Origin of the sequence: Mycobacterium sp. SMC-19 (assembly GCF_045310815.1) — a bacterium.
Classification (GTDB): Bacteria; Actinomycetota; Actinomycetes; order Mycobacteriales; family Mycobacteriaceae; genus Mycobacterium.
Window position 1 is genome coordinate 94,799 of the sequence record NZ_JBJIAM010000002.1, and the last position, 24,318, is coordinate 119,116.

Here is a 24,318-nt window from a genome sequence, read left to right on the forward strand (position 1 = left end):
CACGCAATACGGCTGCTCCCCGGGCAGTCTAGCAACAGCCGTGCCGCAGCCTCGGCGCGCAAGGCATCGCTCGGCGGTCAGTCAGCGGCGCTGGGGGGCACCGCGCCGCCGGGTGCTCCGAGAGCCGCCATCAGCGCCGGCACCGTCAGCTCACGTTGCCAGGGACGTGCCCCGCCGGCGGTCAGGAACTCCTCGATCACCACCGCTGCATCCGATGTCGCCGGTTTCCAGTCCCAGCACAGCCGGCGCACCAATTCGGGGGTGAGCAGGTTCTCGGTCGGTACGTGCACCCGTTCGGACACCGCACTCAGCGCGGCGCGGGCCGCCTCCAGTCGGGCGGCGGCCTCGGGCTTGCGCCGCGCCCAGCGCGATGGCGGCGGTGGGCCGGTGGTGGATTCGCCGGCTTCCGGAGGTTCCGGGTTGTCACGGGCCGCGGCGAGCGCGGCCAGCCAGGTCGCCGCGCTGCGACGTTGTTTGGGCCCGCCGAAGACCGGCAGGGCGAGCAGCTCTTCGACGGTGGTCGGGTTGGCGATCGCCGCGGCGATGATCGCCGCATCGGGCAGGATCCGTCCGGGCGCAATGTCACGGCGCGCCGCGATCTGGTCGCGTACCGTCCAGAGCTCTCGGACGGCGGCCAGGCCGCGCCGATCGCGCACTTTGTGCATGCCCGACGTGCGCCGCCAGCGGTCCCGGCGGGTGGTCGTGGTGAAGTCGGTGACCCGAACGTGATTGAACTCTTGTGCCGCCCAGTCGGTTTTGCCCTGCTCGGCCAGCACGTCAGCGACCGCCTGGCGCAGGTCGATGAGCACCTCGACGTCGAGTGCCGCATAGTTGAGCCAATCCGCGGGCAGCGGGCGTTTCGACCAGTCGGCGGCACCGTGCCCCTTGGCCAGACCCAGCCCCAACAGCCGCTGCACCATCGCGGCCAGGTTGACCCGCTCGAAACCGGCCAGCCGCCCGGCCAGTTCGGTGTCGTACAACGCCTTGGGCCACATGCCGACCTCGGCCAGACAGGCCAGGTCTTGGTCGGCGGCGTGCAGAATCCACTCGTCGTCGTCGAGCACCTCGGCAACCGGGCGCAGCAGGGCAGCCGGATCCTCGCCGGCGCCGACCGGATCGATCAGGACCGTCCCGGCACCGGCGCGACGGATCTGAATGAGGTAGGCCCGGTTGGAGTAGCGGAAGCCCGACGCCCGCTCGGCATCCACCGCGAACGGGCCCCGACCGCTTGCCAGCAGATCGGCGGCGGCACCGATCTGCCTAGGGGTGACCGACACCTCCGGCACCCCTTCGGCGGGATGCGGCAGCGGCGTCGGCTCGGGCTCTTCGGTGGCCGGTTCGGTGGTCTGCTCAGACATTTCAGACGCGGGTTCGCGAGCTCAGATCGGTGATTCCGACCGGTGGTAGGCCCGCGGCGTGCTCCAGAACCTCGCAGAACGCCTGGACGTGGCTGCCCAGCTCCGGGGTGGTCGCGGTCCACGACGCGCGCAGCTCCAACTGGTGTCCGCGCGGCGGGCCGGAGATGTCGCCGTACCGAACCGAGGTGGTGGCGGTGACGGTCCCGCCCAAGGCGGTGACGTGCTCGGTGCGGGCGCCCAGAGCCTCGACCAGCCAACTCCACGCGACCTCGGGCAGCAGCGGGTCGATCGCCTCATGCGGATCCAGGTCGGCCTGGATGAAGGCCACCATCCGCATGGTGCCGTCCCAGGCGTCGGTGCCGTCGGGGTCGTAGAGCAGGATCAGCCGGCCGAAGGCGTCGCCGTCGGAGTCTTCCGGGATGACGTCGGTCTCGGGATGCTTGACTTCGGCGCCCAGCGCGTAGCTGTAGGGCGCCAGGCGCTGCGGCGGCCTGATCGGGCCTAACTCGATCTCCGACCGTACGGTTGCGGCGTGCATCGTTGCCACCGCTTCCCGGAATGGGGCAGGCTCGGCTGATGTCACGGGTGCCGCTCCTTAACTGATAGCTGTGCGCCGCGGCGACAGCGGCCGGCACCCAGGGTTCTGTTGTGCACCGCCGCGACGCGGGTCACCGAATCTCACGCTAACCCCCGGTGCCGGTCGGCGCAGACAGGCGCGCCGAATAGGCGGTTCGGCGAGGCTCGCCGGAGGTGGCCCGGAGGGGCGGCGGAGGTGAGGGGAAGCCGGGACCGCCGCGGGAAACGGCGCGGTTCGGCGAGGCTCGCCGGAGGTTGCCCGGAGGGGCGGCGGAGGTGAGGGGAAGCCGGGACCGCCGCGGGAAACGGCACGATTCGGCCTGCCTTAAGTGGGCGTGGCAGCATTGAGCACGATGAGTGCCCGTCGTGAACTGCCTGATTCCCCGTACCTGACCGCCGCCGCCGGCCGGCAACCCAGCCGGGTGCCGGTCTGGTTCATGCGCCAGGCCGGCCGGTCGCTGCCCGAATACCGCGAGCTGCGCGCCCAGCACAGCATGCTGGCGGCCTGTTTCGACCCCGAACTGGTCTGCGAGATCACCCTGCAGCCGGTCCGCCGCCATGACGTCGACGCGGCGATCCTGTTCTCCGACATCGTGGTGCCGCTACGCGGCGCGGGGGTGGATCTGGACATCGTCCCCGATGTCGGGCCGGTGATCGCCGACCCGGTGCGCAGCGCGGCCGACGTTGCCGCCCTGCGGCCGTTGGACCCGCAGCAGGTGACGGCCGTCGCCGAGGCGGTATCACTACTGGTGGACGCGCTCGGGACGGTGCCGCTGATCGGCTTCGCCGGAGCGCCGTTCACCATGGCTTCCTACTTGGTGGAGGGCGGGCCCAGCCGGACCCATGCCCGCACCAAGGCGATGATGCTGGCCGATCCGGACAGCTGGCATGCGTTGATGACGCGGCTCACGGACCTGACCATCGCGTTTCTGACGGTGCAACTCGACCACGGCGTGGACGCCATTCAGTTGTTCGACTCCTGGGCCGGAACGTTGTGCCTGGCCGACTACCGGCGCTTCGTGGCGCCGCACAGCGCCCGGGTGTTCGCCGCGCTCGCCGACCGGGACGTGCCGATGACGCACTTCGGGGTCCAGACCGGCGAACTGTTGGGCGAGATGGCGGCCGCCGGCGCCACCGTTGTCGGGGTGGACTGGCGTACCTCGCTGACCGACGCCGCCGCCCGGGTGGGCGCCGGTAGGGCCTTACAGGGCAACCTGGATCCGGCGGTGCTGCTGGCGGGCTGGCCGGCGGTGGAGGGTGCCGCCAGGGCCGTTGTCGCCGATGGCCGGGCCGCTGTTGCCGCCGGAGCCTCGGGCCACGTGTTCAACCTGGGGCACGGCGTGCTGCCGGAAACCGACCCCGGGGTGCTGACCGACCTGGTATCGCTGGTTCATTCGTTGTGACCACGTCGTACTGCGTCGTCGGGGGCGGCATCTCCGGTCTAGCCGCCGCCCACCGGCTGCGTGCGACGCTCGGCGACGCAGTCGACATCACCGTCTTCGATCCGGCCGACCGGCTCGGCGGGCTGCTGCGCACCGAGACCCTGGGCGGGATCGGCGTGGACGTGGGCGCCGAGGCATTCGTCGCGCGCCGGCCCGAGGTACCGGCCCTGTTGGCCGAGCTGGGTTTGGCCGATCGGCAGCGCAGTACCACCGGAGTGCGTCCGTTGTTGTACAGCCGCCGGCTGCTGCATCGGTTGCCGCCGGACACCCTCAGCGGGATTCCTTCGTCGCCGGAGTCGATGGCCGGGCTGGTCGACTCCGAGACCCTCGCCCGGATCGCGGACGAGCCCACCCGCCCGTTGGCGTTCGAACCGGGCAGCGATCCGGCACTGGGCGCACTGGTGGCCGACCGGTTCGGTGCGCAGGTGGTGGCCTGTTCGGTGGATCCGCTGATCGGTGGGGTGTATGCGGGTTCGGCGGCGACCGTCGGCTTGCGCTCGGCGGTCCCCGGCCTGGCCACCCTGCTCGATGAGGGCGTGCCCAGCCTGACCGAGGCGGTGCGGCGGGCCCTGCCCACGACCACCGGCGTGCCGGTGTTCGGCGCGATCACCGGCGGGTATCAGGTGCTGGTCAACGCACTGGTGCGCAGCGCCCGGCTGCGCTGGGTGCAGTCGGCGGTGACCCAGATCGACCCGGCCGGTGACGGATGGCTGCTGCGGGACGCCAGCGGCGGCCACCATCGCGCCGACCGGGTGGTCGTCGCGGTGCCCGCCCCCGTGCTGGCCCGGCTGGCCACGGGGTTCGCGCCGCGTGCCGCCGCTGCGGCCAGCCGGATCGGCAACGCATCGTCGGTGGTGGTAGCGATGGCGGTTCCCGCCGGCGCGGCGATTCCGAACAACTCCGGGGTGCTGGTTGCCACCGGGGAACGGCTGCACGCCAAGGCGATCACCCTGACGTCGCGCAAATGGGGCGACCGAGGGTACGGCGGCAGGGTCGAGGTGCTGCGGCTGTCCTTCGGCCGGTTCGGCGACCCCCGCACCAGCGCCTCCGACGCGGAGCTGGTGGCGTGGTCGGTGCAGGACTTGGAGGCCGTCTTCGGCATGACGGTGGACCCCATCGACGTACGCGTGCAGCGCTGGCCTGCGGCGATGCCGCAATATCGGTCCGGCCACGCCGCCCTGGTCAACGGACTGCGCGCCGCGTTGCCGCCGACCGTGGCGGTCGCGGGCAACTATCTCGACGGCATCGGGGTACCGGCCTGCATCGCCGCGGCCGACCGGGCGGTGGCGGCCGTGATCAGCGCCACCCCGGCGCCGTAGGACTCTTCGCGGCGCATCGTGGCAGCATAGGGGCCATGGCGCACCTCGACTACGACAAGCTGAACTCCACTCTCCGTTACGTGATGTTCTCGGTGTTCTCGGTGAATCCGGGTGGACTCGATGAGGGTTCGCAGACCCGCGAGGAAATAGCCGACCAGGTGGCCACCTACTTGAAGCAGCAGGAAGAGCGCGGCGTGGTGGTCCGCGGGGTGTACGACGTCGCTGGCCTGCGCGCCGACGCCGACTTCATGATCTGGACTCACGCCGAGCGCATCGAGGACCTGCAGGCCACCTACTCCGGGTTCCGCCGCACCGCGCTGGGGCGGGCCTGCGACCCGGTGTGGAGCAGCGTGGCACTGCATCGGCCGGCGGAATTCAACCGGAGCCACGTCCCGGCCTTCATCGCCGGCGAGCCGGCGGGCGCCTACGTCTGCGTGTACCCCTTCGTGCGGTCGCTCGAGTGGTATGTCCTGCCCGAAGAGGACCGCCGCAGGATGCTGGCCGAGCACGGGATGGCGGCCCGGGAGTACAAGGACGTCCGCGCCAACACCGTGCCCGCGTTTGCGCTCGGTGACTACGAGTGGATTCTGGCGTTCGAGGCGCCCGAACTCGACCGGATCGTCGACCTGATGCGCGACCTGCGCAACACCGAGGCCCGGTTGCACGCCCGGGAGGAGACCCCGTTCTTCACCGGCCCCCGGGTCGAGGTCGAGCAGTTGGTGGCGTCGCTGCCGTAGCGGTCCGCTAGGACGACGGCGGCACCAACCGCAGACAAATGCTGTTGATGCAGTAGCGCTGGTCGGTGGGGGTGGGGTAACCCTCGCCGGTGAACACGTGGCCCAGGTGACTGTGGCAGGAGGCGCACAACACCTCGGTGCGCCGCATCCCCAGCGAGTCGTCCGAGCGCAGGATCACCGCGTCGGAGTCGGCCGGGTCGAAGAACGACGGCCATCCGCAGTGCGAGTGGAATTTCTCTGTGCTGCGGAACAATTCGGCACCGCAGGCCCGGCACTCGTAGACACCTTCGGTGGTGGTGTCGGTGTATTCGCCGGTGTTCGGCGGCTCGGTACCGGCGCGGCGCAGCACCGCGAACTCTTCGGGGGTCAGTTTCGCGCGCCACTCGTCGTCGGTGAGTGACACCGTCGGTTCGGGGGTCATACTTCCACGCTAGCTCGCGTCCCGGCAGGCGCCAGCCATGCCGGGTCGATTCCGTCGTCCAGGCGGCCCTGCTCCTTGGCGTCGAGGTAGCGGTAGCACAGCACCGTGCAGATCACGATCAGCAGCAGCGACCAGCCGTAGGTGATCTTGAGGTAGTCCAGCGGCCGGCCGATGTTCATCCACCGGAAGATCAGCCACTTGTCCAGCGTCATGAAGCCGTAGATGCCCAGCCACGCCGGCCAGTTGCGCAGTACTGAGTTCGGCAGCACCACGGTCATCAGGAACGGGAACAGCACGATCGAGTAGTAGCCCTGTCCCAGCGACAGCACCAGGAACGACGCGGTCAGCAGCACACCCGAGGAGGTCAGCATCCAGAACCGGGGGTCGCGGGTGCGGTAGTAGCGGTAGAGCAACCACAGGCTGACCGCGGCCAATACGGTGAACAGCACCCGCAGGAACAGGATCAGGCCCGAGGGCAGCCCGAAGAACACCCCGTTGCCCAGGATCGAGGAGTTGAAGTAGTCGCGGGTGCCCATGATGTACGGAACGGTCTGGGTGAAGTAGCTCTTCGGGTCGCTGGCCAGCGGGTAGGCCACCAGGTTGAACAGCACCGGTACCGCGATCGCCCCGACGAATGGCCGCCACTGTCGGCTCAGCAACGGCAAGAGCAGCAGCGGCGCCAACACCGGTTTGACCACCAGCGTCAGCCCGATCGCGACACCGGCCCACCACTGGCGGCTCTGTCGGCCGTCGAGCAGCCAGCGGAAGAACAGCACCTCGGCCAGCAGGATCACGCCGTTGATGTTGGTGAACACCAGTGTGCTGCTGACACTCTCGGTGAGAAACATGGCCGCCAGCAGGGCCGGGGCCGCGACTGAGGAAAGTCCGAACCCGAACATCCGCAGCAGCAGGTAGGCGGCGAGCACGATCGCGATGGTGTTGGTCGCGATGAACGTGTACCGCGACAGCGTCTCCGGCAGGTAGCCGAACGGCGACATCAGCAGGGTGCCGCCGGGGGAGTACAGGTAGTGCGGATCGACGTAGTCGAAGTGCTCGTTGTAGATGTCCAGGCCGTGCCGGAAGTTCAGCACCGCCCGGTACACCGGTTTGAAGTCATCGGTGATGTTGCCGTTCAGCGGCAGCACGATCGCGCGATGGATCAACGACATGATGGCCACTGGCCACAACACCGAACGCAGTATGGTCGCGGTGCTCGGCGGGGACGTGGGGGGCCGGAACGCGGCCTGTAGGGCGGTGCCCGCCCGGTGCATCAAGGAGTCGGCTGCCGTCACCAGCGAACCGTACCCCGGACCGGTCCTACAACTCTGGATCAGGCTGGGTCAGGCCGGGCAGTAGACGTCGGTGTCGGGCAACTTGCCGCTGTCGAGGTAGCCGATCAGCGGCGGCAGCGTGCACGCCGAGTACACCGCGGCACCGTGACCGATGCCCTGCCACATCACCCGCTTGCTGGCCGACCCGGCGTTGATGACGGCCGCGGCGGTGGCCGCGACGCCCTCCTCGCCGACGATCGGATCGTTCTGCACTCCGAGCAGCAGCACGTCGATCTTGAGTTCCTTCGGCAGTTCGGGCGTGCTGCTGCTGGGCCAGCTCAGGCACTGCGCCATGTCCAGGGCACCGACCATGCCGAACTGGGGGTACTCCTTGCCCCAGGCGACCACCAGCTCGCGGACCCGATCGGGCGTGGGCCGGTTGAGTGCGTCGGCGCACGAGTTGATGAAGCGGCCGTCGCTGCCGGTGGTGCCCTGGGCCCGGTTGATCAAGTTTGTCAACAGATTGGCGTCGCCGGAATTGGCCGAGGCCAGCGCCCTGGCCAACTCGTTGGTGGTGTTGACGCGGTCACCGGTGGGATAGCCCAGCGCCGTGACGATCGCGTTGGTCACCGCGGCCACCGAGGCGCCACCCGGGCCATGCCCGGAGCGGGCAGCGTCCAGTACCGCGTCGACGGCTCCCTTCGGATCCGGGCCCAACGCACAGCCCACCGCAACGCACTGTGCGGCGAACGCCTCGAAGGCCGCCTCCTGGCCCTTGACCCTCTCCTCGGCGGCAGACTCGGCGGCCACCCCCAGCGGGATCGGGGAATCCAGCGCCAGCCGGGCCACCTTGCCCGGATGAGAGCCCGCATAGGCCAGGGCGATCTGCGCTCCGTTACCGATACCGATCAGCGACAGCGCCGGGATGTCCCAGATGCTGCGCAGCCGTTCGAGATCGGTGGCGGCATGGGTGTTGTCGTAGGAGGATTCACCCGGCGAGATGGAGTCGGTGCAGTCGGTGGTGGCCTCCTGAGTGACCGTGCCCAGACTGGCCACCGGGTCGTCGCCGGGGGCGAACTGCGCCTGGTTCCACATCTCGTCGCGCTGGTTGCGATCACGGCAGTCCACCGGGCTCGACATGCCGATGCCGCGCCGGTCCACGGCGACGATCGGGTGGCTCTTGAGCACGTCCGCGCCGGCCCGCGCCAGCCAGGTCGGCAGCTGCAGCGACGACGGCAGATCCCAGCCGGTGGTGAACACCACGGGGCCGGCATCGCCCGGGGTCTGCACGGACCGAGCCCGTACCACCCCGATGCTGATCGACCCGGAGCCGCCGCCGAGTGGGTCGACGTCGGCGTCGTAGCTGGCGCAGTCCAGCCGGACCCCGGGTGTGGCGGGCGCCGCAGCGTCGCCGAAGACCCGGGCGGTGCAGTCGTGCCACGGCAGGTCGTTCTTGGGCACCTCGACCGCCGGCGGTCCGGCCTGGTCCGAGGTGGACTCGGGTTGCCCCTGGGCGCCGGCGCCGGAGTTGGTGGCGAAACGCGGGTCGGCGGCCAGCCCGGGTGCGCAACCGGCCAGCAGGGGCGCGGACCCGGCCAGTACGGCCGCAGCCGTCACCACCGCGATCCGTGCGAACCTCGAATAGCTGGTCATGCCTGTCACCTTATAGGCGCGGTAGGCGTGGGCTTTTGACGTAGCGGCCGTAGAGGTAGCCGGATTCGTCGGCGAGCAGATGTGCACAGCGCATCGGCGTGGTCAGCTCGCCCGGACCGGTGGCGATACGGCGGGCCAGGCCACCGACCAGATATGGGGCCATGGTCAGGCACAAGTCGTCGAGCAACTCGTGTTCGATCAACGATCCCAGCAGGGTCGGTCCGCCTTCGGTGAGCACCCGGTACTGCTCGCGCTGCGCCAGCGCGGCCAACAGCACCGTCTCGTCGACGCGTCCGGGGTCATCGCCCGAGCAGTCCAGAACTTCGGCGTGCCCGGCCAGCCGCCGCCGGGTGTCGTCGGCAACCGCGGAGCAGGTCAACACCAGCGGTGCCAGTTCGGTGTCATTGAAGACCCGCATGTCCCGGTCCAGCTGCCCGGACTGGGTCACGATCGCCAGTCGGGGCACCTCGGACTGTCCGCGGTCGCGCCGGTCCTGGCGCTGGGCGACGCTCAGTCGCGCGCCGCCGTAATTCTCGACCCGGACCGTGCCCGCTCCGACCATGACGACGTCGGCCAGCGCCCGCAGCAGCATGAACACCGACCGATCGCCGGGCCCGGCCAGCCCGCCGGAGGTGCCGGCCACCGTTGCGCCGCCGTCGATGCTGCCGATGAAATTGGCCCGTACCCACACCCGTGGCTCGTCGGTTTCGGGATAGGCATACAGCCGGCCCAGGTCGGCGTCGTCGACGGGCGCCGTGGAGCCCAGCAGGGTGAATCCGGGGTCTGCGCTGAGGTCGGACATGGCCTCGATTGCACCATGTGACTACAGTTCGTGCGTGTCCAATCCCGCCGCTGAGTCGATCGAGCACCTGGTGGACCGGCGTCCGGCGGTCTCCCCTGAACGGTTGATCGCGCAGCTCAAGCCGCCGCCGACGTTCGCCGGTGCCAGCTTCGCCAGCTACCGGCCAGACCCCGCGCAACCCAGCCAGGCAGCCGCCGTGACCGCGTGCACCGCGTTCTGCGGGCAGGCGCTGACCCGGCGCGCCGGGCGGCGCAAGCTGCTGGGCAAGCGCGAGGTGTTGCCGGGCGTGGGCATCTACCTCGACGGCGGTTTCGGTGTCGGCAAGACTCACCTGCTGGCCTCGATCTACCACACGATCACCGATACCGGCAGCGGCGATGGCGCTGCCCAGGAGCCTGGCACGGCGTTCGCGACGTTCATGGAGCTGACCCAGCTGGCCGGGGTGTTCGGCTTCACCGAGTGCATCGACTTGCTCGGCGGCTATACGGTGGTGTGCATCGACGAGTTCGAACTCGACGATCCGGGCAACACCACTTTGGTGTCGCGGCTGTTGTCCGAGCTGGTGGCGCGCGGGGTCTCCATTGCCGCCACATCGAACACGTTGCCCGATCAGCTCGGCGAGGGCCGCTTCGCTGTACAGGACTTTCTGCGCGAGATCAGCGCGCTGGCAAGCATTTTCACGCCGGTTCGGGTTGATGGACCCGACTATCGACACCGGGACCTGCCGCCGGCACCCGAACCGCCCTCAGCGCAGCAGGTCACCCAGCGTGCGGCGGCGTGTCCCGGAGCGACGCTGGACGACTTCGACGGGCTGTGCGCCCACCTGGCCACCATGCATCCGTCGCGCTACCTGACGCTGATCGAGGGCGTCACCGCGGTCTTTCTCACCGGTGCGCACCCCATCGAGGACCAGAATGTGGCGCTGCGGCTGGTGGCGCTCACCGATCGCCTCTACGACGCGGGTGTCCCGGTGGTGGCGTCCGGTGCCAAGCTCGACCACATTTTCAGCGCCGAGATGCTGGCCGGTGGCTACCGCAAGAAGTACCTGCGGGCCACCTCGCGACTGCTCGCGCTCAGCAGCGGGGGTTAGCGAGGCTCAAACCCGCCGACTAGCTACAGATTCCACTGCGCCAGGCGCAGTCCGGTGTTGCGCGACAGCATCACCACGTGGGTGACCAAGCCGCGGTAGACATCCCAGTAGACGCCGCCGTCGACGGTGGAGCCCGCGGGCGCGTTGGTCAGCACCGCGTCCAGGGTGGTGGGGTCGTCGGTGTGCTTGGACACGTAGGCGTCGCCGCCGGGCGTGACACCGTCGAAGGTGACCGACGCCGCCATGATGTAGGGGTTGGGCACCGAGATCGGGTGGATGGTCACGTTCGCCCGCCACGGACCGCCCTGGTTGCGCCAGCGGGGCGTGCCGTTGGCGCCCCAACCCGGGGGGATCTCGCTGGGCACCACGTCGTGCACGGTGACATCGGCGACGATCGGGCCGAACGCCTCATCGTGGTACTGGATGCGCAGCGTGTCTCCGAGGCGCCCGATCGGCGCCTCCGCGGTGGTGGTGGGCGTGGCGTGTCCGACGGCCGGCGTCATCAGGGCTGCCAGCGCGGTGACGACGGAAGTAACCAGAGCCAGAATCCAGCGATGCATCATGTCCTCTTCGTTTGCTTCTGGGCATGATGGCACATCGCGATCGCGGGTGCAGCAGCCTTGGCCAGGCAGGTTAACAGGCGGGTGGTTTGGCGGGTCAGTTCGTGGTTTCAGAACCGGGGGAGGCCAGGTTCGCGCTGATCGCCTCCAATGCGGTGGCCAGATCGGCTTCCACCCGGCCCCGATCCACACCGGCGCGATGCAGCGGGCCCGCACCATCCTCGACTTCCAGCAGCGCCAGCAGCAGGTGCTCGGTGCCGATGTAGTTGTGGCCGAGGCGAAGTGCGGTGCGGAAGGTCAACTCCAGTGCTTTGCGGGCCGGACCGTTGAACGGGATCAGAGCGGGCGGCTCGTTGTCGCCGGGCTCAAGGGCGACTGCGGCGGCAACGGCTTTCGGGTCGATGTGCTGCGCGGTGAGCAGCGCGGTGGCCAGCGCGCCGGGATCGTCCAACAGCCCCAGCACCAGATGATCGGGGGTGATCTCGGTGTGGCGTGCGCGGTGGGCCGCGTTCTGGGCCGCCACCACGGCGCTGCGGGCCCGCGGGGTGAAGCGGGCGAAGCCCTGCTCGGGATCGAGCGCGGCGGTCTCAGGGCGCGGGACGAACTTCTTCTGCGCGGCCTGCTTGGTGACGCCCATGCACGTGCCGATCTCGGTCCAGGAGGCACCTGATCGGCGCGCCTGGTCCACGAAGTGCCCGATCAGATGGTCAGCGACCTCGCCGAGGTGTTCGGCAGCCAGCACGGCATCGGTCAACCGCTCCAGGGGGTTGTCGTGCACGCCGGTGATGGCGTTGATCAGGTCGTCGAGGCGGATGGACTGGGTAAGCAGCGTGGGATCGGCCATGCCGTCAACTCTAGGTTGACGACGGCGGGTGCGTCAACTGTCGGTTGACGCTAGGCGGGGGGTGGTGCGGCGCGGCTCGGTGACGGGAGCAGCCATTCGCCGAAGCCTTCGGCAAACCCCGACGAGGGGGCGTACCTGACTTTCGTCGGGCTGACACCGGCCGGCAGGGCGAAGACCACGCAACCGATCGCGGACTCGCCGGGGGCGATGTGGAACATCCCGGAGTCGAAGTTCGTGCATTCGCCGACATCTTTGAGGTCCGGCGCGTAGCGCCGACCGTCGGAACCAAATGCCCAGACGTTGGTGTTGACGTCGCCGTTCATGGTTTCGGTTCCCGGGTTGGCGATCGTGAACTGTGTTGCGATGTAGGTGGCGCCCGGATCGCCGGGGCCCGGCGTGATGGTCGCCGGGTCGATCACCTCCTCCAAGGTGACGCTGACAGTGCTGCCGTCGACACGGGTGAGGGTCAGGGTGTCGCCGGGGTGCCCGGCCGGTTTCGGGGTTGCGGTGTCCGACCCACCGGACGTGGCGGCCGCGGCCGGCCCACCCGCCGGGTCGGTGTGGCTCGAACATGCCGCCGAGAGGGCGGAGGCTGCCAGGGTGAACACCGACAGGGCGACGATGGGTCGATTCATGGGGCCACCTTTCGCGATTCCCGCTTCGTTACTACCGATTGTGGTACTTAGCTGCTCATGGCCTCGGCCCGGCCCGGGATTCCGATAGATCTCCGCAAATGCGGCTTGGTGAAGTGTGGCCTTCGTTATAACTGACCTGTAGGCGCAGCTAACCCAGCGGCGCAACGTCGGCAAAGGAGTAGACCATGCTCGAATCGCTGATCGCAGGAGCAATCGGGGGCGCGCTCGGGGGCAAAGGCGCCGACATGTCGGCAAAGATCCCCAGTCCGGGCGGACTCGGGAGTTTGATCAGTGGCGGTCTCGGGGGTCTGGCCGGCGGGGGACTGCTGAACAGCATCCTTGCCAGCGGTGCCGCCGGCGGGTTCGACCTCGCCAATGCGGCCGGCAGCCTGGTCGGCGGCGGTGTGCTGGGCACGGTCGTCACCGCGCTGGTCGGCATGGTGCTCAAGGCGAACAAGGCTTAGTTTCCGAAACGGAAAAACCCCTGTCGTCACGCGGTGGCGGCAGGGGTTTTCGCAACGTTGAGCCTGGTGCGCGGTACTGGGATTGAACCAGCGACCTCTTCCGTGTCAGGGAAGCGCTCTCCCGCTGAGCTAACCGCGCTTAGAGCCTTGGGACGGAGGTGGAGACGGGAATCGAACCCGTGTGCACGGCTTTGCAGGCCGTTGCCTCACCACTCGGCCACTCCACCGCAAGGGGTTGATGCCACTTGACACCCTCGAGCGGATGACGGGATTCGAACCCGCGACCCTCACCTTGGCAAGGTGATGCGCTACCAACTGCGCTACATCCGCGTGCCTCGGGCGAGATCGTCGCCCGGTGCCTGCAGAACATTAGCGGAGACATGTGAGACAGCACAACTCTGCATGTCAGCGCGGCGATTCGTCTGAAAAGCGGCCTGCGCATTGATACTTAGCGGGTTCGGCGTGCTAGTGTTCGTCCTCGTTCATCCGGTCTCGTAGCTCAGGGGGAGAGCGTCCGCCTCACACGCGGAAGGTCGCTGGTTCGATCCCAGCCGGGACCACAAGAGAGCCACCTGCAAGCTAGGTGGCTTTTCTCGTTTTCGGGCTCACGCCCGGCGTAGGCTGCCACGATGGCCATGCCGACGAGGGTTCCCAAGTCATTGCGTGTTGGTGCCGCGGTTCTCGGTCTGTGCGCCGGGGTCGCGGTCGGCTCGCCGGTGACTGCTCAAGCGGCGTTCGCGTCGGTGTACCAGGTCAAACGGGCCCCTGCCGGATCTCCGGTGGGTACCGCGACCATGAAGGTTCTCGGGACCGCTGACGTGCCGGTCAGCATCACCTATCGGATCAACGGCGGCCCGCAGCAGACCGAGGCGAACGTGAGCCTGCCGTGGGAGAAGAGCTACCCGGTCTACGACGAGGTCGAGACTTCGGTCACCGCGGACGCCGGGGATGCGGCGATCAGTTGCACCATCACCATGGACGGCATGCTGGCTGCGTTCAAGACCGAAGCGCGCCCAACATGTGGCTTCGCCTACTACGGATGATCCGCGGCGCAGGGGTTTTCAGCGCAGGTGATCGTTGAGGGTGCCGTCGGTACCGAACAGGTGTGAACGCCAATGGTTAAGCAGCGCAACAGTATCCACATCATCGGGGTGAAATCCTGGGCGTAGGTACACAGCCGCGTCCCGTAGAAATCCTCGAAAGAAGGGACCCCGGTACAGTGCGGCGACTCCGCGCAACGTCCGGAATGGCTGCCGCCGCGCTGATGGGTCACCGGCCAACGAAAAGACAAGCCCGAGTGCGATAAACGGAATCGTGGCGGCGATCACCACCGCCATTGCCACGATGCGGACCGCCTCGGAACCGCCGACGGCGCGATAGAGGTCGAACGCCACTGATTTGTGCTCAAGTTCTTCCACCGCACGCCAATTCAGCAGATTCCAGACCTCTGGCGTGCCCGGAATTGCCTGGATCTCGGCGGTGGAGAGAATGCGCTCCGCCAGGACCGCGGTGTAATGCTCTAGCGCCGCGGTCTGGGCCAAATGCACCAGGGCGGGAGTGCGCTCTTCGGCGCGAATCCTCCAGCGGTGCACGGCTGCTGAGTCCTGCCACCGGATCGGGTAGCCCTTGGCTGCGAGCATCGCATTGAGCCGGCGGTGCTCCTGGCCATGGGTGGACTCCTGGCCGATGAACCCCGCCACCTGCTTCTTCAGCACCGGGTCGGTGACGCGATCGGCGAAGCGGCGCACCGACCGGATGAAAGACTCCTCGCCGGCGGGAAAGCCACCGGACAAGCCGGCCAGGAAGTGACTGAGCACCATGTCGCCGTCGGCGAAGTACTTGCCATAGGCGTCGTTGTCGTCGAAGCGGAAACGGATGCGCCGGGTCTTCGGACAGCTCGGGGTCGAGCGCGGTCGACGCTGGCCTCTCATGCAGCCGAGCGTATCGATCTCGCCCCGTTTTGGACACGGCGATCAGGCGCACTGGGCGAGGGGCGCCGAACGGTCTCTGCGGGCCGGGTCAGGCCATCTCGGGCACGTTCAGATGGGCGATCGCCAAATCGAATTCCGCGACTTCGAGCACCTCGGCACCGGCGTCGTTGACGGCCCTGGCCCAGATCGCCTGCTCGCTGCTGCGACTGGCCACCAAAGCCGCCCGGTCGTCGAAGCTGACCGACGACACCGCGCGTCCCGAATGCCGGTCCACCAACAGAGTGGTGCTGCAGAAGCCGCTGAGATCCTCCAGCTCCGGCATCAGCGCCAGCTTGTAGGTGTCGATCATCCGCTCGCAGCCCGCCGGGTCGGTCCGCAGCCAGGTGACACGCACACCTGCGTGTCGCCGAGACCGGTGATCGCGGCGCACCGCCGCGATCTCCCAGCGGGTGATCTCGGCGGTGGCGTGGAAGATCTCCGCGGCGCGGTCGCACATCTGCTGAGCGCCGGCCTCGCTGGCCCGCAAGGTGTCCTCATCGAGCCAGGAGGAGGTGACGATGCACCGGCCGGCGTCGCGGTCGACCAGCATGGACATGCCCGCGCAGCCGTCCATATCGGCCAGCGCCGGCATCACCACGCCGCGGACGTGGGTGATCCCCTCATCGAGGAAGGACGGATGGGCGTGAATGGTCGTTGCGCGCGCGAACATGGGGGCCTCCGAGTGATCGGTGCGACGCCCCGGCGGCGCCGCCGGTCCCTTCCACCATGCTCCGGCTTCGGTGCGGGGACAACCCTTATTCGCCCACGAATTCGCTGGCTATTCGGTAGCCGGCTCTGGATCGGGCCGATGCTGGGCCCCCAATTCCGCGATTTGGGCGCCGACGCGGCCCCGCAGCGCGAGGGCGGCGATGAGTCCGCCGAGCAGCGCGACCAGCAACGCCACCCAGGAGAACCGGGACAGCCAGTGCTCGGCCGCGACCCCCGCGTAATACACCAGGGCAGTGGTTCCGCCGGCCCAGAAGATCGCGCCGGTCACGTTGGCGACCAGAAAGTGCGGGTAGCGCATCTTCAAGGCCCCGGCCAGCGGGCCGGCCAGGATGCGCAGCAGCGCCACGAATCGGCCGAAGAACACCGCGCTGGCACCCCAACGGCCGAAGGACCGTTCGGCGAACGCAACGTGGCCGGGGCCGAAGTGATTCGGAAATCGCCGGCCCAGACGGTCGAAGAGCGGCATACCGAATCGCCGGCCGATCGAATAGCCGATCGAGTCACCGATCACCGCGCCGATCACCGCCGCCACCGCGACTCCGACCGGATCGACCGCCAATTCGTGCCGCGACGACAACAGCGCGGCTCCCACCAGCATCAGCTCGCCCGGCAACGGGACGCCCAGGCTCTCGATCCCGATAACCGTGCCGACGAGCAGATAGACCAACACGGGGGGGATCGAGTAAAGCAGGACATCTACCGACATGCGGCCAAGCATGCCTGACGTTGGGCAGGAAAGCCCGTCGCGACCGTGGACGGCCGGATATGCGTCGCCTAGTCGCGTTACCTCTGCGCATGGCCCGGCGTTGTGATCGAATCGAGGAGCGGTAGTGGAATTCAACCTCGCCCAAGTGTTCTCGGCAGTGGCGGCGGAAATCCCGGACCGGGATTGCATCGTCTTCGGCGATCGGCGATTCAGCTATCAGCAGATCGAGCACCGGTCCCGCCGGTTGGCGCGGGCACTGCACGAGCGCGGCCTGGGCGCGCGCCGCGAGCGCTCCGAGCTGGACCCCGACGAATCCGGCCAGAGCCACCTCGCGCTGTATCTGGCCAACGGCAACGAATATCTGGAAGGCATGCTCGGGGCCTACAACGCCCGCGTCGCGCCGTTCAACGTCAACTACCGCTATGTGGCCGACGAACTGGTCTACCTGCTGACCAACGCCTCCACCGAGGCGATCATGTACCACGCCCGGTATGCCCCCACGCTGGCCGACGCGTTGCTGCAGGCCGGCGACCGGCTGCCCGCGATGCCGCTGATCCACGTCGACGACGACTCGGGCAATGAGCCGCTGCCCGGCGCCGTGCGCTACGAGGAGTTGCTGGCCGCCACCTCCGCCGACCCGTTGGGCCTGGCGCTGTCCCCGGACGACCTGTACCTGCTCTACACCGGCGGCACCACCGGCATGCCCAAGGGTGTGATGTGGCGCCAGCACGACATCTTCATCAATGCGATGGGCGGCCGTGAGTTCGGCACCGGCGCCGTGCCGACCACGTTGGAGGAGATCGTCGAGCGCGTCCGGGCGGCAGCGGCCGCCGGCTCGATGACGGTGGCGCCGTTGATGCACGGGGCCGCCCAGTGGGCCGCGTTCATCACGCTGCTGGGCGGGCGGCCGTTCGTGATGTCGGCGACCACCGACCGGTTCGACCCGGTCGGGACCTGGGAATTGGCGGCCAAGGAGCGAGTCATTTCGCTGTCGATCGTCGGCGATGCCTTCGCACGTCCGCTCGCCGATGCGCTGGAAGCCGGCGGCCCCGGGCTGGCCGACGATCTGTCGGGACTGTTCGTGCTGGCCAGCGGTGGTGCACCGCTTACCGTGCCGATCAAGCAACGGATCTTGGATCTGTTGCCGCAGCTGTCGATCCTCGATGCCGGCGGCTCTTCGGAGACCGGCGCGCAGATGGGACAGACCACCAGCCGTGCTCAGGCTTCGACCGGCCGCTTCACCCCGAACCCGGGGGCCGTCGTGGTCAGCGAGGACATGAGCCGTATTCTCAAGCCCGGCGACGACGAGATCGGCTGGCTGGCCCAGCAGGGATATGTGCCGTTGGGCTACCTCGGTGACCCGGAGAAATCCGCGCGCACCTTCCCGGTCATCGAGGGGATCCGGCATTCGGTCCCCGGTGATCGGGCGCGCTGGGACACCGACGGAGGCATCGAACTGCTGGGCCGGGACTCGGTGACGATCAATTCCGGCGGCGAGAAGATCTTCGCCGAGGAGGTCGAAGCCGCCATTGCGCACCATCCCGCCGTCTACGACGTCGTGGTGGTGGGAAGGCCCAGTGAGCGGTGGGGCAACGAGGTCGTCGCCGTGGTGCAGCTGGCGCAGGGCGCCGACGCCGGGGTGGACGACATTGTCACCGAGGCCGCCAATTACATCGCGCGCTACAAACTGCCCAAGGACGTGGTGTTCTGCGCCCAGGTGCAGCGCTCGCCGTCGGGCAAGGCCGACTACCGCTGGGCCAAGGAACAGGCGCTCGCCGCGCAACGGGTCTGAGCGCAACGGCCGGCCGGTTCAGCCGAACTGCGGCTTGCGCTTCTCCCGGATGGCGGCCAGACCTTCATGCACGTCCGGACCGGAGAAGCCGAGGAACTCCAGCCCCAGTGCGGTCTCGAAGGCCGGCGCGAACTGCCGATACCAGTAGTTGAGGCTGTGCTTGGTGAAGCGGATCGCGTCCTGGGCGCCGTGCGCCAGGTCGTCGGCGATGCGGGTCGCGGTGGCCAGCACCTCGTCGTCGTCGACGCACTTGGACACCAGGCCGATACGTTCGGCCTCTTCGCCGTGCAGCGTTTCGCAGGTCAGCAGGTAGTACTTGGCCTTGGCCATCCCGACCAGCAGCGGCCAGCAGATCGCCGCGTGATCCCCGGCGGCCACGCCGAGCTTGGTGTGGCCGTCGATCAACCGGGCGGTGCGCCCGGCCACCGAGATGTCCGAGAGCAACGCCACCACCAGGCCCGCCCCGACGGCGGGACCATTGATCGCCGAGATCACCGGCTTGGAGAAGTTGACCATGTTCAGCACCAGATCGCGGGCCTCCCGCAGCACCTGCATGCGTCCGGCGTGGTCGCCGACGATCTTCTCGATCAGCTCGAAGCTGCCGCCGGCGGAGAAGGCTTTGCCCTCGCCGCGAACCAGTACCGCCCGCACGTCGTCGTCGCGGTCGATCGCCGGCCACACGTCGGCCAGGTCGCGGTGCATCTGCGGGCCCACCGAGTTCAGGCCCGGCGCATCCAGCACCAGCTGCAGCACGCCGTTTTCGCCGGGCTCGAGCCGAAGGCTGGGAAAGTCGGAGGAGGCACGGTAACGGGGGGCGTCAGTCATCATTCGTTTCTACTCGACGGCCCCGCCCCGCCGCAGCCCGACCGGAACTGTCCGTCTCGGGGAAAGCGCTCCCTGCGCGAGCCGCTGATAGTCGTGAATCCTCAACGATCGCAACCGTTCTCGCGGCGGTGTAGTCGCCGCAGCGGGGGAGGGCCGCGGCAGCGCATTGGGCTCCCGAGATTTAGGTTTGCCTTTCTAGTTTCTACAAAATCCCTTGTGTAAACTCTCTGCCCATGGCATATGTGATCGGGAAGCCGTGCGTTGACGTGATGGACCGGGCCTGCGTGGAGGAGTGCCCGGTTGACTGCATCTACGAAGGCGGACGAGCCCTTTACATCCACCCGGATGAGTGTGTGGACTGCGGAGCCTGCGAGCCGGTGTGCCCGGTCGAGGCCATCTACTACGAAGATGACCTCCCGGAGGAGCTCCAACCGCACCTGGCCGACAACGCGGAGTTCTTCACCGAGGCCCTGCCCGGGCGCGACGAGGCGCTCGGCTCACCCGGCGGCGCCGCCAAGATCGGTCCGCTGGGCATCGACACCCCGCTGGTGGCCAGTTACCCACCCCAGGGGGAGTGAGCGACATCGCCAAGCCGCCTGTACCACCTGGAGGACGTCGCCTCGACGTTCTGCGGCTGGTACAGGCCGCCGACGAACCGCTGAGCATCGCCCAGATCGCCGACGAGCTGGGGGTGCACCCCAACACGGTGCGCTTTCACCTGGACACCCTGGTTGAGGAAGGCCGCGTCGAGCACACCGAACCCGACCACAAGGGGCGGGGACGGCCTGCGCTGATGTTCCGGGCCATCCGGCAGATGGACCGTGGCGGAACGCGCCGGTTCCGGCTGCTGGCTGAGATCCTCACCATCGGTTTGGCCGCCGACTCCGACCCCAGCGGCAAAGCACTGGCCGCCGGGCGGGCGTGGGGCCATCGGCTGCGGCCGCTGCACCAACCGTCTGGGCCCGTCGACGCCGAGGAATCCACCGACCATCTGCTCGAGATGCTCGACGAGCTGGGTTTCGAGCCCGAACGCCTGGAACCCGATACCACCGGAGAAGAGCAGCTCGGGTTGCGGCACTGCCCGTTCCTGGAGCTCGCCGAAACCTCCACCCAAGTGGTCTGCCCGATCCACCTTGGGCTGATGCAGGGGGCGCTGGAGGCCTGGGATTCGCCGGTGTCCGTCGAGCGTCTCGACCCGTTCGCCAAGCCCGATCTGTGTGTGGCGCACCTGAAATCGGCGACCCTCAACGGAATCCCGGTTGACCCCTCGCCCCCGGCCGCGGTGCGTGTGGAAGGGACCACGGGGTGAGTGCCGGCGCCTCGGTGGCGATCGCTGCGACATTCGTCTGGCTCGGAATGGTGATCGCGATCTCGTTCATGGAGGCGCCGCTGAAGTTTCGGGCGCCCAACGCGACCATCCCGGTCTGTCTCGGCATCGGGCGGCTGGTCTTTCGGGCCCTCAACACCGCCGAGTTCCTGCTGGCCGCGGTTATCGCGGTCGCGTTCGTGAGCGAGCGGCCGACGGCCGGCATCGCGGTGTCCTACGCGGTCGCCGTGGCGATGCTGGCAGCTCAGGTGTTCGCGGTGCGTCCGGCGCTGGGCCGCCGCGCCGATCAGGTGCTGTCCGGGCTGGAAGCCCCCCGCTCGCGTGCGCACTACGTCTATGTCGCCCTGGAGGTCATCAAGGTCGCCGCGCTGCTGCCGTTGGGCATTCTGCTGCTGTCTCGCTGAACCGTTTCACCCACCGAGTGAGAAGGAGTACCGATGGAATCGACCTCGCTGAATGTGTTGGCCGACGAGAAGCTCGCCGAGGCCACCCAACACCACAGCGGTCGCGCCGCCCACACCATCTACGGCGGTTCGGTGCATCACCTGCGCCAGACCCTGGTCGCCTTGCAGGCCGGCCAGTCGCTGGCCGAGCATGACAGCCCGGGGGAGTCGACTCTGCAGGTGCTGCGCGGCCGGGTGCGGCTGACCGCCGGCGACGACAGCTGGGAGGGGGCGGCCGGCGATCTGGTCACGCTGCCGCGCACCCGCCATGCGCTGGAGTCGCTGGAGGACTCCGTCGTGCTGCTGACGGTCGCCAAGAGCGCCTCGCACTGAGCGTGCCACTGAGCACACCCTGGTCGCAGGGGGCGGGTCTGCGGTTGCCCATCCTCAACGCCCCGATGGGCGGGGTGGCCGGTGGCCGGTTGGCCGCCGCCGTCACCGCGGCGGGCGGGCTGGGCATGGTTGGCATGGGCAGCACCGCCACCGCGGCGTCGCTGGCCACCGAGCTGGCCGCGCTCGGGGTCGCACCGCGGTTCGGGATCGGTTTGGTGGACTGGGTGATCCGCGATCGGCCGGACCTGCTCGAGGCCGCGTTGGCTGCCCGTCCCACCTTGCTCTCGATCAGCTTCGGAACCGACCTGTCCTGGGTGCAGCGCGCCCACGCGGCCGGAATTCTGGCCGTCACCCAGGTCTATGACGCCGAGACGGCCCGCCGTGCCCAAGACGCCGGGCTGGACGTGCTGGTGGCACGCGGCGCCGAGGGCGGCGGCCACGGGGAGATCCGGCTGGCCACGCTGCCACTGCTCGACGCCGTCCTGGACGTCGTCGAGGTTCCGGTGCTGGCCGCCGGCGGAATCTCCACGCCGCGCAGCCTGGCCGCCGTGTTGGCCGCCGGTGCCGCCGGGGCGTGGCTGGGCACGGTCCTCTCGGCGTGCCCCGAAGCGCTGACCGGTGAGGCTGCCCGCCGCGCGCTGATCGAGGCCGGCGGCACCGACACGATCACCACCCGGGTCTTCGATGTCGGACAGCGGCTGGACTGGCCGGCGCGGTTCCCGTCGCGGGTGTTGCGCAACGAGTTCACCGGCCGCTGGGGCGGTCGCGAGGACGCGCTGGCCGGCGATCGGGAGGCGGGTGCGGAGCTGGCCGCCGCGATCGCCGCAGGCAACCAGCGTGTCGCGCCGGTCGATGCGGGGCAGGGCGTGGGCATGCTCACCGACAGCCGGCCGGTTGCGGTGGTCCTCGACGAAATGTGCACCGGGGCGCAGCGCCTGCTGGCGCGCTGGAGCTGACCCGCGGGGCGTCAGACCGCCCGCAGATACCGTTTGGCGATAGTGCGCTGGGCCAGCCGCCCGACCGGACCGCCGACCTTCGTCCACCAGGTGGCGGGCCGGGAGAACGCCCGAACGTGGGCGTAGACCGTCTCATCGGCCGGGTCGTAACGCACCGAGAACAGCTCCTCGCCGGACTCAGGGTGCCCCGTCAGCGTGCCGTAGGCGAAGCCGCGCCGGTCGAGCTCGTTCACGACATAGACCACCCGGCACGGCGCCCTCATAAGGCCGAGACGCACCAGTGCCACCGTGTCCACCTCGGCGACATCGCTGTCGGCGTCCACCCGCACACCCACGCCTGCGCCGCGGTGCATTCCCCAGCGCAGCACCGCGTCGCCGGCCTGCTCAAAACGCTGACGGCCCCGACCGATCGGTGCGGTCAGGTCGAGGTGGTGATATCCGGCGGGCAGTGCTCCGGCGGTGGCGCCCACTTCGGCGTAGGTGAGCGGCAACCCGCGCAGCGTGCTCAAGTCCACGGCCCAACCTTGCCATCGCGGGCGTGCCGCCGACACCGCAATTGCCGGAACGTTAAATAGGGGGGTGAATGCCCCACACGCCGGCGGCGGTTTCAATCCGCCCGAACCGACCGAGAGGGGCGGGCCGGACTACGGCCGGTTCCTAGAGACCATGCGCGCGCTGCAGGACCACGCCCGCGCCGTCGACGCTCCGGCCGAGGTGATCACTCGGGCCGCCGACGCGCTGCAGGAGGTCTGCGACCTGCTGGCCCCTTACGACACCGACGAATGGTCGTCTCCGTCGGGGCGCCGGTTGGACCTGCCGATGCGCGGCAATCTGTTGCCGGTGCCGATGAGGCTCAAGAAGCACGACGACGGCCGACTGCGCGGCTGGGCCAAGTTCCGCAGGTTCCACCTGGGCCGCAACGGTGCCGCGCACGGCGGGGCTATCGGGCTGCTGTTCGACTCGGTGCTGGGCACTGCATCTTGGATGCTGACCGGGGGGCCCTATCAGCGCACCGCCTACCTGCACCTCAACTACCGCCAGATCGTCCCGATCGACAAGGAGCTGCAGGTCGAGGCGTGGGTCAGCCGGACGGAGGGCCGCAAGATCTACGTCGAGACCCGACTGTGCGACGGCGACACCGTCCTGACGGACGGAGAGGCATTGTTCGTCGTGCTCAAACCCGGCCAACCATGACGCACTCACCCACAGAGCTCGGCCGCCGAGAACGAAGCCGACGGGCCGCAGGGATCGATGATCAGCCCGCGGTAGCCACGTTGACGAACCATCCCCAGCACTTCCGCGGTGGTCATCGACGCCGTCACGTCCGACGGTGTGAATGCCAGCACTTCGGGTCCGCTGGTGAAAGCGAACAGCGTCGCCGAACCGTCGGGGTGCCGGATCGCCCGCATCACCGGAGCATCGGGGCCCGATTCGTCGGCGCCCACCAGCAGTGGTCCGTCAGCCCGGAGCAGTCGCAGCACCTCGGCGCGCTCGGCGCGGCCGGCGGCCAGTGCGGCCACGGCCGTCTTGAGCGGTTCGTTACGCGGATTCCGTAGCGCAAAGTCGATCTCGGCGGCTGCGAGCGCACAGGTCGGCCCGGCCGGATCCAGGTAAAGCCAAGGATCGTCCTGTCGCCGGGCCAGCTCCAATGCCTCGGTGGCCGGGGTGACCAGCGACTGGACGTTTGTGCCGGGTGGATGCAGCCGGCTGATCTCCGATTGGCGGGTGAAGGCGAACAGCGCCGGGCGGCCGTCGGGCCCGGTGCCGCCGCCGATCCGCAAACGTGAGCCGGCGCGGAGCGGCCCATCGCCGGAGAACGCATCGGACCCGGTGATGTCGAAAAGCAGCTCGCCCCACATACAAGCCCGCAGCACGTCAAAGTAGCGACGTTGCCCGGGTGCGGCTGCGAACTCGGCGACGGCGCGCCGCACGGCCGCATTGTCGACGAGGCGCATAACCCCAGACGTTAGCCCGGTCGACAAGATCAGGATGGGTCGCAACGGCCAGGACCGTTGGCCGGGGACCGCCCCGATAGCATGGTCGCGACCCGTACGACAGCCCGACA

28 protein-coding genes and 4 tRNA genes are annotated in these 24,318 nt (G+C 68.9%); 14 read left to right on the top strand and 18 right to left on the bottom strand.

Features of this window, described 5'->3' with window-relative positions; all coding sequences use genetic code 11:
- Nucleotides 1-77: 77 nt before the first annotated feature.
- Together ACJH5R_RS04555 and ACJH5R_RS04560 are read right to left on the bottom strand one after the other, a co-directional pair.
- Nucleotides 78-1,358: an HRDC domain-containing protein gene (locus ACJH5R_RS04555; RefSeq protein ID WP_406781393.1), complete on the bottom strand. Its 1,281-nt coding sequence runs from the start codon at nt 1,356-1,358 to the stop codon at nt 78-80.
- Between the two features lies 1 nt (nt 1,359).
- Nucleotides 1,360-1,941 carry a DUF3000 domain-containing protein gene (locus ACJH5R_RS04560; protein WP_406759076.1) on the bottom strand — a complete coding sequence of 194 codons (582 nt, stop codon included), beginning with the start codon at nt 1,939-1,941 and terminating at the stop codon, nt 1,360-1,362.
- 346 nt (nt 1,942-2,287) lie between these two features.
- On the opposite strand from ACJH5R_RS04560, the gene hemE reads away from it, so the two are divergent.
- From hemE to hemQ, 3 genes are read left to right on the top strand one after another with little or no spacing between them, the layout of a single operon-like run.
- Nucleotides 2,288-3,337 carry a uroporphyrinogen decarboxylase gene (hemE, locus tag ACJH5R_RS04565; RefSeq protein WP_406759075.1) on the top strand — a complete coding sequence of 350 codons (1,050 nt, stop codon included), beginning with the start codon at nt 2,288-2,290 and terminating at the stop codon, nt 3,335-3,337.
- Entirely contained in the window at nt 3,334-4,695 is a 1,362-nt protein-coding gene (locus ACJH5R_RS04570; RefSeq protein WP_406759074.1) for a protoporphyrinogen oxidase, read from the top strand. The genes hemE and ACJH5R_RS04570 overlap by 4 nt, the downstream gene beginning before the upstream one ends.
- 35 nt (nt 4,696-4,730) lie before the next feature.
- A complete protein-coding gene (gene hemQ, locus ACJH5R_RS04575) occupies nt 4,731-5,432 on the top strand; it encodes a hydrogen peroxide-dependent heme synthase (protein WP_308483434.1) in 702 nt (233 codons plus the stop codon).
- Between the two features lie 7 nt (nt 5,433-5,439).
- On the opposite strand, the gene msrB is transcribed toward hemQ, so the two are convergent.
- The 4 genes from msrB to ACJH5R_RS04595 all read right to left on the bottom strand — a co-directional run bounded on the left by msrB (nt 5,440) and on the right by ACJH5R_RS04595 (nt 9,579).
- Nucleotides 5,440-5,853 (bottom strand): peptide-methionine (R)-S-oxide reductase MsrB, encoded by a 414-nt coding sequence (gene msrB, locus ACJH5R_RS04580; RefSeq protein ID WP_406759073.1) that lies wholly within the window; start codon nt 5,851-5,853, stop codon nt 5,440-5,442.
- Nucleotides 5,850-7,124: an arabinofuranan 3-O-arabinosyltransferase gene (aftC, locus tag ACJH5R_RS04585; protein ID WP_406759222.1), complete on the bottom strand. Its 1,275-nt coding sequence runs from the start codon at nt 7,122-7,124 to the stop codon at nt 5,850-5,852. Before aftC ends, msrB begins: the two co-directional genes overlap by 4 nt.
- A 69-nt stretch (nt 7,125-7,193) precedes the next feature.
- Nucleotides 7,194-8,777: an alpha/beta hydrolase gene (locus tag ACJH5R_RS04590; protein ID WP_406759072.1), complete on the bottom strand. Its 1,584-nt coding sequence runs from the start codon at nt 8,775-8,777 to the stop codon at nt 7,194-7,196.
- Between the two features lie 10 nt (nt 8,778-8,787).
- Complete coding sequence (locus ACJH5R_RS04595; RefSeq protein ID WP_406759071.1) at nt 8,788-9,579, bottom strand: pyrimidine reductase family protein; 792 nt, start codon at nt 9,577-9,579, stop codon at nt 8,788-8,790.
- Between ACJH5R_RS04595 and zapE the strand changes: the two genes are divergently transcribed.
- On the top strand, nt 9,578-10,669 hold the full coding sequence (gene zapE, locus ACJH5R_RS04600; RefSeq protein WP_406759070.1) for a cell division protein ZapE: 1,092 nt from the start codon (nt 9,578-9,580) through the stop codon (nt 10,667-10,669). The two genes, ACJH5R_RS04595 and zapE, sit on opposite strands and share 2 nt — an antisense overlap.
- A gap of 23 nt (nt 10,670-10,692) precedes the next feature.
- Here zapE and ACJH5R_RS04605 read toward each other — a convergent pair whose 3' ends face one another.
- From ACJH5R_RS04605 to ACJH5R_RS04615, 3 genes are all read right to left on the bottom strand, one after another.
- Nucleotides 10,693-11,229 (bottom strand): hypothetical protein, encoded by a 537-nt coding sequence (locus ACJH5R_RS04605; protein WP_406759221.1) that lies wholly within the window; start codon nt 11,227-11,229, stop codon nt 10,693-10,695.
- Nucleotides 11,230-11,326: 97 nt separating this feature from the next.
- Entirely contained in the window at nt 11,327-12,073 is a 747-nt protein-coding gene (locus ACJH5R_RS04610; protein ID WP_406759069.1) for a Clp protease N-terminal domain-containing protein, read from the bottom strand.
- A 50-nt stretch (nt 12,074-12,123) separates the two neighbouring features.
- Nucleotides 12,124-12,708 carry a DUF4352 domain-containing protein gene (locus ACJH5R_RS04615; RefSeq protein ID WP_406759068.1) on the bottom strand — a complete coding sequence of 195 codons (585 nt, stop codon included), beginning with the start codon at nt 12,706-12,708 and terminating at the stop codon, nt 12,124-12,126.
- A 185-nt stretch (nt 12,709-12,893) separates the two neighbouring features.
- Between ACJH5R_RS04615 and ACJH5R_RS04620 the strand changes: the two genes are divergently transcribed.
- On the top strand, nt 12,894-13,172 hold the full coding sequence (locus ACJH5R_RS04620) for a hypothetical protein (protein WP_406759067.1): 279 nt from the start codon (nt 12,894-12,896) through the stop codon (nt 13,170-13,172).
- A 64-nt stretch (nt 13,173-13,236) separates the two neighbouring features.
- Here the strand turns inward: ACJH5R_RS04620 and ACJH5R_RS04625 are convergent.
- From ACJH5R_RS04625 to ACJH5R_RS04635, 3 genes are all read right to left on the bottom strand, one after another.
- Nucleotides 13,237-13,311 (bottom strand) — tRNA-Val (locus tag ACJH5R_RS04625).
- A 17-nt stretch (nt 13,312-13,328) separates the two neighbouring features.
- Nucleotides 13,329-13,399: transfer RNA gene (locus ACJH5R_RS04630), tRNA-Cys, on the bottom strand.
- A gap of 30 nt (nt 13,400-13,429) precedes the next feature.
- Nucleotides 13,430-13,502: transfer RNA gene (locus ACJH5R_RS04635), tRNA-Gly, on the bottom strand.
- A gap of 158 nt (nt 13,503-13,660) precedes the next feature.
- On the opposite strand from ACJH5R_RS04635, the gene ACJH5R_RS04640 reads away from it, so the two are divergent.
- Together ACJH5R_RS04640 and ACJH5R_RS04645 are read left to right on the top strand one after the other, a co-directional pair.
- Nucleotides 13,661-13,732 (top strand) — tRNA-Val (locus ACJH5R_RS04640).
- A gap of 69 nt (nt 13,733-13,801) precedes the next feature.
- Nucleotides 13,802-14,215 carry a hypothetical protein gene (locus ACJH5R_RS04645; protein WP_406759066.1) on the top strand — a complete coding sequence of 138 codons (414 nt, stop codon included), beginning with the start codon at nt 13,802-13,804 and terminating at the stop codon, nt 14,213-14,215.
- Between the two features lie 18 nt (nt 14,216-14,233).
- Here the strand turns inward: ACJH5R_RS04645 and ACJH5R_RS04650 are convergent, their stop codons facing one another.
- The 3 genes from ACJH5R_RS04650 to ACJH5R_RS04660 all read right to left on the bottom strand — a co-directional run bounded on the left by ACJH5R_RS04650 (nt 14,234) and on the right by ACJH5R_RS04660 (nt 16,577).
- On the bottom strand, nt 14,234-15,103 hold the full coding sequence (locus ACJH5R_RS04650; RefSeq protein WP_406759065.1) for a metal-dependent hydrolase: 870 nt from the start codon (nt 15,101-15,103) through the stop codon (nt 14,234-14,236).
- An 88-nt stretch (nt 15,104-15,191) separates the two neighbouring features.
- On the bottom strand, nt 15,192-15,812 hold the full coding sequence (locus ACJH5R_RS04655) for a hypothetical protein (RefSeq protein ID WP_406759064.1): 621 nt from the start codon (nt 15,810-15,812) through the stop codon (nt 15,192-15,194).
- A gap of 108 nt (nt 15,813-15,920) precedes the next feature.
- Nucleotides 15,921-16,577 (bottom strand): DedA family protein, encoded by a 657-nt coding sequence (locus ACJH5R_RS04660; protein WP_406781394.1) that lies wholly within the window; start codon nt 16,575-16,577, stop codon nt 15,921-15,923.
- 124 nt (nt 16,578-16,701) lie between these two features.
- Between ACJH5R_RS04660 and ACJH5R_RS04665 the strand changes: the two genes are divergently transcribed.
- Nucleotides 16,702-18,369 (top strand): acyl-CoA synthetase, encoded by a 1,668-nt coding sequence (locus ACJH5R_RS04665; RefSeq protein ID WP_406759062.1) that lies wholly within the window; start codon nt 16,702-16,704, stop codon nt 18,367-18,369.
- 18 nt (nt 18,370-18,387) lie between these two features.
- Here the strand turns inward: ACJH5R_RS04665 and ACJH5R_RS04670 are convergent, their stop codons facing one another.
- A complete protein-coding gene (locus tag ACJH5R_RS04670; RefSeq protein ID WP_406759061.1) occupies nt 18,388-19,194 on the bottom strand; it encodes an enoyl-CoA hydratase/isomerase family protein in 807 nt (268 codons plus the stop codon).
- 233 nt (nt 19,195-19,427) lie between these two features.
- Between ACJH5R_RS04670 and fdxA the strand changes: the two genes are divergently transcribed.
- From fdxA to ACJH5R_RS04695, 5 genes are all read left to right on the top strand, one after another.
- On the top strand, nt 19,428-19,772 hold the full coding sequence (gene fdxA, locus ACJH5R_RS04675; protein ID WP_406759060.1) for a ferredoxin: 345 nt from the start codon (nt 19,428-19,430) through the stop codon (nt 19,770-19,772).
- Nucleotides 19,769-20,503: a helix-turn-helix transcriptional regulator gene (locus ACJH5R_RS04680; protein ID WP_406759059.1), complete on the top strand. Its 735-nt coding sequence runs from the start codon at nt 19,769-19,771 to the stop codon at nt 20,501-20,503. The genes fdxA and ACJH5R_RS04680 overlap by 4 nt, the downstream gene beginning before the upstream one ends.
- Nucleotides 20,500-20,925, top strand: coding sequence for a hypothetical protein (locus tag ACJH5R_RS04685; protein ID WP_406759058.1), 426 nt, complete (start codon nt 20,500-20,502; stop codon nt 20,923-20,925). Before ACJH5R_RS04680 ends, ACJH5R_RS04685 begins: the two co-directional genes overlap by 4 nt.
- A gap of 33 nt (nt 20,926-20,958) precedes the next feature.
- Nucleotides 20,959-21,297, top strand: a complete 339-nt coding sequence (locus ACJH5R_RS04690) for a cupin domain-containing protein (RefSeq protein ID WP_406759057.1) — start codon at nt 20,959-20,961, stop codon at nt 21,295-21,297.
- A 65-nt stretch (nt 21,298-21,362) separates the two neighbouring features.
- The gene (locus ACJH5R_RS04695; protein WP_406759220.1) at nt 21,363-22,253 is read left to right on the top strand and encodes an NAD(P)H-dependent flavin oxidoreductase; all 891 of its coding nucleotides are present in this window, start codon (nt 21,363-21,365) and stop codon (nt 22,251-22,253) included.
- A gap of 11 nt (nt 22,254-22,264) precedes the next feature.
- Here ACJH5R_RS04695 and ACJH5R_RS04700 read toward each other — a convergent pair whose 3' ends face one another.
- Nucleotides 22,265-22,768: a DUF1990 domain-containing protein gene (locus ACJH5R_RS04700; protein WP_406759056.1), complete on the bottom strand. Its 504-nt coding sequence runs from the start codon at nt 22,766-22,768 to the stop codon at nt 22,265-22,267.
- A 64-nt stretch (nt 22,769-22,832) separates the two neighbouring features.
- Here ACJH5R_RS04700 and ACJH5R_RS04705 point away from each other — a divergent pair, with 64 nt between their 5' ends.
- A complete protein-coding gene (locus ACJH5R_RS04705) occupies nt 22,833-23,447 on the top strand; it encodes a PaaI family thioesterase (protein ID WP_406759055.1) in 615 nt (204 codons plus the stop codon).
- Nucleotides 23,448-23,452: 5 nt separating this feature from the next.
- Here ACJH5R_RS04705 and ACJH5R_RS04710 read toward each other — a convergent pair whose 3' ends face one another.
- Nucleotides 23,453-24,208: an SseB family protein gene (locus ACJH5R_RS04710; protein WP_406781395.1), complete on the bottom strand. Its 756-nt coding sequence runs from the start codon at nt 24,206-24,208 to the stop codon at nt 23,453-23,455.
- Nucleotides 24,209-24,318 lie beyond the last annotated feature (110 nt).

Bases quoted from the DNA above. Each gene is read 5' to 3' on its own strand.
- ACJH5R_RS04555 (WP_406781393.1), bottom strand. From the start codon at position 1,358: ATGTCTGAGCAGACCACCGAACCGGCCACCGAAGAGCCCGAGCCGACG.
- hemE (WP_406759075.1), top strand. From the start codon at position 2,288: ATGAGTGCCCGTCGTGAACTGCCTGATTCCCCGTACCTGACCGCCGCC.
- hemQ (WP_308483434.1), top strand. From the start codon at position 4,731: ATGGCGCACCTCGACTACGACAAGCTGAACTCCACTCTCCGTTACGTG.
- msrB (WP_406759073.1), bottom strand. From the start codon at position 5,853: ATGACCCCCGAACCGACGGTGTCACTCACCGACGACGAGTGGCGCGCG.
- aftC (WP_406759222.1), bottom strand. From the start codon at position 7,124: ATGCACCGGGCGGGCACCGCCCTACAGGCCGCGTTCCGGCCCCCCACG.
- ACJH5R_RS04590 (WP_406759072.1), bottom strand. From the start codon at position 8,777: ATGACCAGCTATTCGAGGTTCGCACGGATCGCGGTGGTGACGGCTGCG.
- zapE (WP_406759070.1), top strand. From the start codon at position 9,578: ATGGCCTCGATTGCACCATGTGACTACAGTTCGTGCGTGTCCAATCCC.
- ACJH5R_RS04595 (WP_406759071.1), bottom strand. From the start codon at position 9,579: ATGTCCGACCTCAGCGCAGACCCCGGATTCACCCTGCTGGGCTCCACG.
- ACJH5R_RS04605 (WP_406759221.1), bottom strand. From the start codon at position 11,229: ATGCATCGCTGGATTCTGGCTCTGGTTACTTCCGTCGTCACCGCGCTG.
- ACJH5R_RS04610 (WP_406759069.1), bottom strand. From the start codon at position 12,073: ATGGCCGATCCCACGCTGCTTACCCAGTCCATCCGCCTCGACGACCTG.
- ACJH5R_RS04615 (WP_406759068.1), bottom strand. From the start codon at position 12,708: ATGAATCGACCCATCGTCGCCCTGTCGGTGTTCACCCTGGCAGCCTCC.
- ACJH5R_RS04620 (WP_406759067.1), top strand. From the start codon at position 12,894: ATGCTCGAATCGCTGATCGCAGGAGCAATCGGGGGCGCGCTCGGGGGC.
- ACJH5R_RS04645 (WP_406759066.1), top strand. From the start codon at position 13,802: ATGGCCATGCCGACGAGGGTTCCCAAGTCATTGCGTGTTGGTGCCGCG.
- ACJH5R_RS04650 (WP_406759065.1), bottom strand. From the start codon at position 15,103: ATGAGAGGCCAGCGTCGACCGCGCTCGACCCCGAGCTGTCCGAAGACC.
- ACJH5R_RS04655 (WP_406759064.1), bottom strand. From the start codon at position 15,812: ATGTTCGCGCGCGCAACGACCATTCACGCCCATCCGTCCTTCCTCGAT.
- ACJH5R_RS04660 (WP_406781394.1), bottom strand. From the start codon at position 16,577: ATGTCGGTAGATGTCCTGCTTTACTCGATCCCCCCCGTGTTGGTCTAT.
- ACJH5R_RS04670 (WP_406759061.1), bottom strand. From the start codon at position 19,194: ATGACTGACGCCCCCCGTTACCGTGCCTCCTCCGACTTTCCCAGCCTT.
- fdxA (WP_406759060.1), top strand. From the start codon at position 19,428: ATGGCATATGTGATCGGGAAGCCGTGCGTTGACGTGATGGACCGGGCC.
- ACJH5R_RS04690 (WP_406759057.1), top strand. From the start codon at position 20,959: ATGGAATCGACCTCGCTGAATGTGTTGGCCGACGAGAAGCTCGCCGAG.
- ACJH5R_RS04695 (WP_406759220.1), top strand. From the start codon at position 21,363: ATGGGCGGGGTGGCCGGTGGCCGGTTGGCCGCCGCCGTCACCGCGGCG.
- ACJH5R_RS04710 (WP_406781395.1), bottom strand. From the start codon at position 24,208: ATGCGCCTCGTCGACAATGCGGCCGTGCGGCGCGCCGTCGCCGAGTTC.